2 protein-coding genes and 3 pseudogenes are annotated in these 8,276 nt (G+C 51.6%); 1 reads left to right on the top strand and 4 read right to left on the bottom strand.

The annotated features are described in order from the left end of the window. Positions 1–225: 225 nt before the first annotated feature. Positions 226–4,127, bottom strand: a pseudogene (gene hrpA / locus BGK49_RS05530) (ATP-dependent RNA helicase HrpA). A 200-nt stretch (positions 4,128–4,327) separates the two neighbouring features. On the opposite strand from hrpA, the gene azoR reads away from it, so the two are divergent. Then, positions 4,328–4,933, top strand: a complete 606-nt coding sequence (gene azoR, locus BGK49_RS05535) for an FMN-dependent NADH-azoreductase (protein WP_069375701.1) — start codon at positions 4,328–4,330, stop codon at positions 4,931–4,933. A 50-nt stretch (positions 4,934–4,983) separates the two neighbouring features. Here azoR and BGK49_RS05540 read toward each other — a convergent pair whose 3' ends face one another. The 3 genes and pseudogenes from BGK49_RS05540 to BGK49_RS05550 all read right to left on the bottom strand — a co-directional run. Continuing rightward, positions 4,984–6,300 carry a phosphatase PAP2/dual specificity phosphatase family protein gene (locus BGK49_RS05540; protein ID WP_000627388.1) on the bottom strand — a complete coding sequence of 439 codons (1,317 nt, stop codon included), beginning with the start codon at positions 6,298–6,300 and terminating at the stop codon, positions 4,984–4,986. Continuing rightward, a pseudogene (locus BGK49_RS30325) lies at positions 6,290–7,961 on the bottom strand (bifunctional alpha/beta hydrolase/class I SAM-dependent methyltransferase); the annotation flags it as partial. The gene BGK49_RS05540 and the pseudogene BGK49_RS30325, both read right to left, overlap by 11 nt. A 15-nt stretch (positions 7,962–7,976) precedes the next feature. Beyond that, positions 7,977–8,276, bottom strand: a pseudogene (locus BGK49_RS05550) (IS1-like element IS1X2 family transposase); the annotation flags it as partial.

Below are 8,276 nucleotides of genomic sequence, written 5' to 3' on the forward strand. Positions count from 1 at the left end.
TCTGCATATCTGACACTTTGGTTCCCACTACTTATTTGGTGGACACCACTTTGTCTAATTCGTCAGATTCTGACCAGACGGTTCAGGCTGTACGCTTACCACTAAATCAGTAAGTTGGCAGCATTACCTGAATTCCTGAATTTTTACCCTTACCGTTTTAGAATTAATAAAAAACCCGGCGCTAAATGCTTACCGGGTTTTAGATTTATTAGGCAAATAGCAGGGTTAACCGCTAATCTGCTCCATCGCCTGCAAAATACGCTTATCTGAAATCGGATAAGGCGTACCAAGTTGTTGAGCGAAGTAACTAACGCGCAGCTCTTCTATCATCCAACGGATCTCTTTCACGTCTTCATCCTCACGACGTGCAGGCGGCAGTTTGTTGATCCATTGCTGCCACGCCTGCTGGACGTTTTCGACTTTCAGCATCTGTGCACGATCGCGATGTGGATCAAACGCCAGTTTTTCCAGTCGTTTTTCAATCGCCTGCAAATATCGCAGCGTGTCGCCCAGCCGTTTGAAGCCGTTACCAGTGACAAAACCGCGATATACCAACCCGCCCATCTGCGCTTTAATGTCAGAAAGCCCCAGTGCCATGGTCATATCCACCCGCCCTTTCAGACGTTTGTTGATATTGAACACTGCCGTAAGAATTTGCTCGACCTGCTTCGCAATATCTACCACCGTGTCGTTCAGTTCGGCACGCACTTTCTCATGCAGCGCAGCAAAGCCTTCTTCCGTCCAGACCGGGCCACCATTGGCGTCGATCAGTTGATCCACACCGCAGGAGATACAGTCGTCGATCAGCTCCAGCACTTTGCCATACGGGTTGAAGTACAGTCCCAGCTTGGCTTTGTTCGGTAACTTTTCATGTAAATACTTGATCGGCGAGGGAATATTTAGCAGCAGTAGACGGCGAAGACCATTCCACATTGCCTGTTTTTGCTCCAGCGGGTTATCAAACAGTTTGATCGCCACGCTGTCGCGTTCATCCACCAGCGCCGGCCACGCCTTCACTTTATAGTTGCCACGCTTCTGTTCGTAACTTTCCGGCAGCTGACCAAAACTCCAGATATGTAAGCCGCTCTGCTCGATACCGTCATCCGCCACCGCGGACAGCGTTTCCTGCACTTTGCCTTTCAGCGCATCTTTCAGATCTTGTAGCGAGCGCCCTTCTTTTAGCTTCTTGTTTTTGTCATCCACCACGCGGAAGGTGATTTTCAGGTGATCGGGCACCTGATCCCAGTGCCAGTCTTCGCGGTCAACGGTAACGCCGGTCATCCGCCGTAACTCGCGCTCAAGGCTGTCGAGCAACGGTAACTCCAGCGGTGTGACGCGGCCTAAAAACGCTTCGGCGTAGTTTGGTGCAGGCACAAAATTACGGCGTACCGGTTTCGGCAACGATTTAATCAGAGCAATCACCAATTCGCGGCGCAGACCGGGGATCTGCCATTCAAACCCGCTTTCCTCAACCTGGTTAAGTAACGGCAGCGGAATATGTACGGTCACACCGTCCGCGTCTGCGCCTGGCTCAAACTGATAGCTCAAACGCAGCTTGAGATTGCCCTGATGCCAGAAGTTCGGGTAATCCAGCTTGCTGATTTTTTCCGCCCCTTCTTTGATCAACATGCTCTTTTCAAAGTTGAGCAAATCAGGCGTTTCGCGGCTGACTTTTTTCCACCAGCTATCGAAGTGACGAGCGGAGATTACATCGTGGCTGATGCGCTGGTCGTAGAACTCAAACAGCGTTTCGTCATCAACCAGAATATCGCGGCGACGTGATTTGTGTTCCAGCTCTTCCACTTCGGCCCGCAGTTTCAGGTTTTCACGGAAGAATGCGTGACGCGTCTGCCAGTCACCTTCCACCAGCGCATGGCGAATAAAGAGTTCACGACATAACGCCGGATCGATCTGGCTGTAGTTGACCTTGCGCGCGGCAACAATCGGCAAACCATAAACAGTGACTTTTTCCGTTGCCATCACCGCGCCCTGCGCCCGTTCCCAGTGCGGTTCGCTGTAGGTACGTTTAATCAAATGCTGAGCGACAGGCTCCACCCATTCCGGGTCGATACGCGCAGCAATGCGCCCCCACAGGCGGCTGGTTTCTACCAGTTCCGCCACCATTACCCATTTCGGCGGTTTTTTGAATAAACCAGAACCGGGGAAGATGGAGAAACGCGCGTTACGTGCGCCGGTATATTCTTGTTTATCGGCATCTTTCATGCCGATATGGGAAAGTAAACCCGTCAGCAACGCAATGTGAATTTCGCGATACTCCGCCGGTTCGCTGTTAACCGGAATGCCAAGTTCTTTCACCACCTGACGCAACTGGGTGTAGATATCCTGCCATTCGCGCACGCGCAGATAGTTGAGATAATCGGTACGACACAGGCGACGGAAGGCGTTTGAAGAAAGCGCCTTTTGCTGCTCGCCAAGATAATTCCACAGATTTACAAACGCGAGGAAGTCGGATTCTTTGTCGTGGAAGCGACGATGTTTTTCGTCCGATGCCTGCTGTTTGTCCATCGGCGCTCACGCGGGTCCTGAATGGAGAGCGCGGACGTGATAATCATCGCCTCACGCACGCAGCCATGTTTCTGCGCTTCCAGCACCATACGCGCCAGACGAGGATCGACCGGCAGTTGCGAGAGCTGGCGACCGAGCGGCGTCAGTTTATAGGCGCTGGCCTGTTCATCCGTGGTGATCGCGCCCAGTTCTTCGAGCAGACGCACGCCATCCTGGATATTGCGTTTATCCGGTGCTTCGACAAACGGGAACGCAGCGATATCGCCCAGCCCCAGCGCGGTCATCTGCAAAATAACCGAGGCCAGGTTGGTACGCAGAATCTCCGGATCGGTAAACTCCGGGCGCGAGAGGAAATCGTCTTCGGAATAGAGACGAATACAGATCCCTTCGGACACACGACCACAACGGCCTTTACGCTGATTGGCAGACGCCTGTGAAATGGGTTCAATCGGCAAACGCTGCACTTTGGTGCGATAGCTGTAGCGGCTGATACGCGCCGTACCGGGGTCGATAACGTATTTAATCCCCGGTACAGTCAGCGAGGTTTCCGCGACGTTGGTCGCCAGCACAATGCGTCGCCCGCTGTGCGACTGGAACACGCGGTTCTGTTCGCTATTCGAAAGCCGCGCATAAAGCGGCAAGATTTCGGTATGGCGTAAGTTCAGCTTGTTCAGCGCATCGGCGGTATCGCGAATTTCCCGCTCGCCGCTCATAAAGATCAGAATGTCGCCAGGGCTTTCCTGGCTCAGTTCGTCTACGGCGTCAAAAATCGCCTGCAACTGATCGCGCTCGGTGTCATCGGCTTCTTCAACAATCGGGCGATAGCGCACTTCCACCGGATAGGTCCGACCGGAGACTTCGATAATCGGCGCATTATTAAAGTGGCGAGAAAAGCGTTCCGGGTCGATAGTCGCGGAAGTGATAATGATTTTTAGGTCAGGACGCCGCGGCAGCAACTCTTTCAAATAGCCGAGCAGAAAATCGATATTCAGGCTGCGTTCGTGTGCTTCGTCAATAATGATGGTGTCGTACTGCATCAGCAGGCGGTCTTGCTGGATCTCCGCCAGCAGGATACCGTCGGTCATCAGCTTGACCATCGTGTTATCACTTACGTGATCGCTAAAACGCACTTTGTAACCGATGCAACCGCCTGGCTCCGTTTTCAGCTCTTCCGCAATACGGTTCGCCACCGTTCTTGCCGCCAGACGACGCGGCTGGGTATGGCCGATCAGTCCTTTAATCCCGCGCCCCAGCTCCATACAGATTTTCGGTAGCTGGGTCGTTTTACCGGAACCGGTTTCCCCGGCGACGATCACCACCTGGTGATCACGAATCGCTTCGAGAATATCCTGTTTTTTCTGACTAACTGGCAAATTGTCCGGATAAGTGATTTCCGGTCGTGCCGCTTCACGCAGCAGGACTTTCCCTGCCGCCTGGTCAATCTCTTTCGCCATCTCCTGGAAAATGGCCTGTTGTGCATCAGGATTTTTAACCTTCTTAACACCATGCAGACGGCGAGAAAAACGCAGTCTGTCGCGCAGCATCAACGAATCCAGCCGCTGCTGCAAAGCAGTAAAGGTCCATTTTTGTTGTTCTGTCATAACGTTAGTGGGCAGTAGTCTGCCTGATTAATTTTCTTTTAAATGATAGATATAGAGTACCACATCGCGGCTTTCTATGCGTTGTTCAATAAATCCGAACATAGGCTTCGATTTATTGCGCTATCTCTGTGGCAGGATTGTGAATAAAGTGTCAGCAAGCAACGGGGCATCGCCAATTCAAACATCTATAAGGAAACACCATGAGCAAGGTATTAGTTCTTAAATCCAGCATCCTGGCAGGGTACTCTCAGTCTAATCAGTTGTCCGATTATTTTGTTGAACAATGGCGCAAAAAGCACTCCGCTGATGAAATCACCGTTCGCGACCTGGCTGCAAATCCGATTCCGGTACTGGATGGCGAACTGGTTGGCGCTCTGCGTCCGAGCGATGCGCCGCTGACTCCGCGTCAGCAGGAAGCTCTGGCGCTTTCCGATGAGCTGATTGCCGAGCTGAAAGCCCACGACGTTATCGTTATTGCGGCACCGATGTATAACTTCAACATCTCAACTCAGTTGAAAAACTATTTTGACCTGGTTGCACGCGCAGGCGTTACTTTCCGCTATACCGAGAACGGTCCGGAAGGTCTGGTAACGGGTAAAAAAGCCATCGTTATTACCAGCCGCGGTGGGATCCACAAAGATGGACCAACGGACCTGGTGACGCCGTATCTGTCCACGTTCCTCGGCTTTATCGGCATTACCGATGTGAAATTTGTCTTCGCCGAAGGGATCGCATGCGGTCCGGAAATGGCAGCGAAAGCGCAGTCTGACGCGAAAGCGGCCATCGACAGCATTGTTGCTGCATAACCGGACACGATCTTGATGTGGACTGTAGTTCAGTCCACATCTCAATCCACTTACCTGTTTTCCCATAATTTCAGCATCGCTTTGTGATCTTCCTTAAGCACAATATGCGAACGTCTGGCTCGAATATAACTAATCGCTTCATCAACGGTTTTACAGTGTCCGTAACATAACAACCATGCCGCCACTACCAGCGCACTGCGCGATAATCCCAACGCGCAATGGACCAGAACGCTGCCTTGCTCTTCGCGTAATGTTTCCAGCATCGCCACGGCCTGTCGGAGCTCCCCCTCTTCCGGAACCACCAGATCCAGCATCGGTACACAGAAATAGAGTCGATCTTTTGTCGCTCGTCCCCGAGGGAATTCAAAGGTGACGTCCAGAACCGCATTCTGTGCCGGAATATGTCGTGGAAACGCCCCTAAATAAACACCAGCAGTAATTTTGCTCACCGGCTCCAGGCGACGACAAAACCAACGCATAGACAGCCACATCCCGATGCGCCAGGGCAATGTCAGCCAGTAAACGGCGGGCGGGAGTTTCCCCTGACTATCTTTCCCTGTTGTTATCGCGCCAAGCCCACCGTACCCACGGCCAATAATGAGTAGCGATAATACTGGCCAACATAACCAGACTGACCACCATAACTGAATCATCACCATTAGCTCCATCAACACAATGCACGAGCCCGCGCCTACGACATATGGCAGTGCTATTTTGATTCGACGTTGATCAGGTTTCTGATAATTCCAACGACGATCGACGGGCACCATCCAGTCAATCAACATACCTACCGCCAGCCCTGTGATGACATCAATAAAATGATGCTGCCAGGTCGTCAGAGTAGAAATAGCGATGAGTAAAAACCATCCGCCACAGACTTTACGCCACCTCTCAGCCAGATGCTGACGCAAGTGACGCCAAAGTAGCCAGCAGAGAATAATATGCAGCGAAGGAGACTGGTTATAAGGCAGATCAAACAGTTCAAGTTGCGAAAATAGCCATCCCGTCACCCCACTCACTTCAGGACGGATAAAACTAAACTTCAGCGGATAGAGCAAAAAACCGCAGCAGGCCATTACCGTTGCTAGAATAAGCCGGTGGACAAGTCGGCGCTGTTCGAATGTCGTGCTACAAACGAACAGCGAAAATCCATATAAAAGATCCAGACTCCAGTAAGGAACAATAGTCCAGGGAAGAAAAGGGATCGCCGTTTCCCAACCGAATACCTGACTGGGGATATCATGGCTGTTAAGGTCCTGAACCGCGGTGAACTGATTAAGAGATCCATAGGTGAAGAAAAAAAACGGGGCCAGCAACAATAACCAGCCAGCGCCTTGTAGCAATACGTTCCGACGTTCAGTTATCACGACGCACCGCCATCGAAACCGTAAAAATACCCCACTCATCAATCCGTTGTGTGCATTTATCAAATCCGGCATCACGCACGAGTGAATCCATCTCCCCTTGCGAACGCACGCGCATTACCCACGGTTTACCATCTTTATGACTGGTTAACACCCCGGCAATCATCTCCAGTTGAGGGTGCCACGGCTGCCCGGTGTAGATGAGAATGCGACCGGTTCGATGGCATTGGCAAGACCTGCGAGTGAGTTTTTTACCTGCTCATTTTCGGGAAAAAGCTCATACAGTCCAGAGACAATTGCCAGCGTAGGCCGCGGTGTTAACGCGCTGAGTTCCTCCGGGTTAAACGCATCGCCCTGTTCAAAACGCACCCGCCCAGACATTCCCCGTTGGGCAATCATCTCTTGCCCCTGTGCAACATTTAACTCGCTGTAATCACGTAACAAAATATCGCTTACGGCAGGCTCGTTTGCCAGCGCATCCAGTACATAGCGCCCATGCCCTGCGGCAATGTCAACCACGCGGACGGCTAAACCTTTGGCGTGGAGATCGGCAACGGCTTGTTTAATCAGTATTTGTAAATGGGTTTTGCGCTGGCGAATACCGCGCCAGCCAACACTGTTCAGGTAGATTTTGTCGATTAAGCGCCCGAATGCGTTACTACCTTGCGGTTGATTTTGATAGACATAATCCAGCGAACTGCCTGAATCAAAGCCGGTGCTCATTCCGAGATGCAGGCCCGCAGAGTGCGTCCCGAACAATTTCATCGCCTTTCGCATAAAGCGATACGCTAAATCAACCGGCGATAATGGCACGGGTCCACCAGAAAGTAGCCGCCATTGATCCGCTGATGGTCCTGTGCAGTCTTCATGCTGATAATCAAATTTTTGCGATTTGTTAGCATATAAACGACTAATAAAGCTTTGCATTTTTTCAAATGCCAGCGCCCTGTTCTCTTCACCCTACGTGTCGTGATAAAAGCCTGGCAGCAGATGCAGCTCTTTCAGAGGGCTACGTAATCTCTGATAAAAATCAATCTGCGGTTGGCGATGCACCACATAGTCATCGCCTGATATCAGAAGTTGCGTGGGGAGCGTAATCGCCGCCGCATCTCTAATAATACGTTCAGACGTTTTATAGAGATCGAGCAAGATATTGACGGCAATCGCCCGTGTGATCAGCGGATCATTATTGAAACTCGCCACCCGTTGCCGATCGTGGGTCAAATAGCGTCCTTTCACATAGGAATTAATAAAAAACAGACCACGCAGACGATGCCATAACGCCAGCGCAGGACTGCCAGCGGCACATACAATTTAACCTTAAAGGCCGGAGAAGCCAGCACCAGCCCGCGAATTGCAGGCGCATAATCATGAACCTATGTGGCAACCAGCACTGCGCCGACGCTTTGCGCGATCACAACCACCTCTTCCAGTCCAACCTAGCTGTCGCTGGCAGCAAAACGGACAAATTCATCGACATCCTGCACTGAACGCGCAAGATATGGGCTATAACCACGCGGCCCCGAAGTTTTTCCATGCCCCCGGGCATCCCATGCATAAAAAGCAGTATCTGGCATCGCCAGTTCATCAACGATATGTTGTAGACGACCAGAATGTTCATGGCCACGATGAAATAAGACAATGACCTTTTTCGCCCCTGGCTGGGTAATGACTCCAACTTACTGATAGTGTTTTATGTTCAGATAATGCCCGATGACCTTGTCATGCAGCTCCACCGATTTTGAGAACGACAGTGACTTCCGTCCCAGCCTTGCCAGATGTTGTCTCAGATTCAGATTATGTCGCTCAATGCGCTGAGTGTAACGCTTGCTGATAACGTGCAGCTTTCCCTTCAGGCGTGATTCATACAGCGGCCAGCCATCCGTCATCCATACCACGACCTCAAAGGCCGACAGCAGGCTCAGAAGACGCTCCAGTGTGGCCAGAGTGCGTTCACCGAAGACGTGCGCCACAACCGT

It is taken from the genome of Shigella sp. FC1544, assembly GCF_001722145.1.
In the GTDB taxonomy this organism is placed as follows: Bacteria; Pseudomonadota; Gammaproteobacteria; order Enterobacterales; family Enterobacteriaceae; genus Escherichia; species Escherichia coli.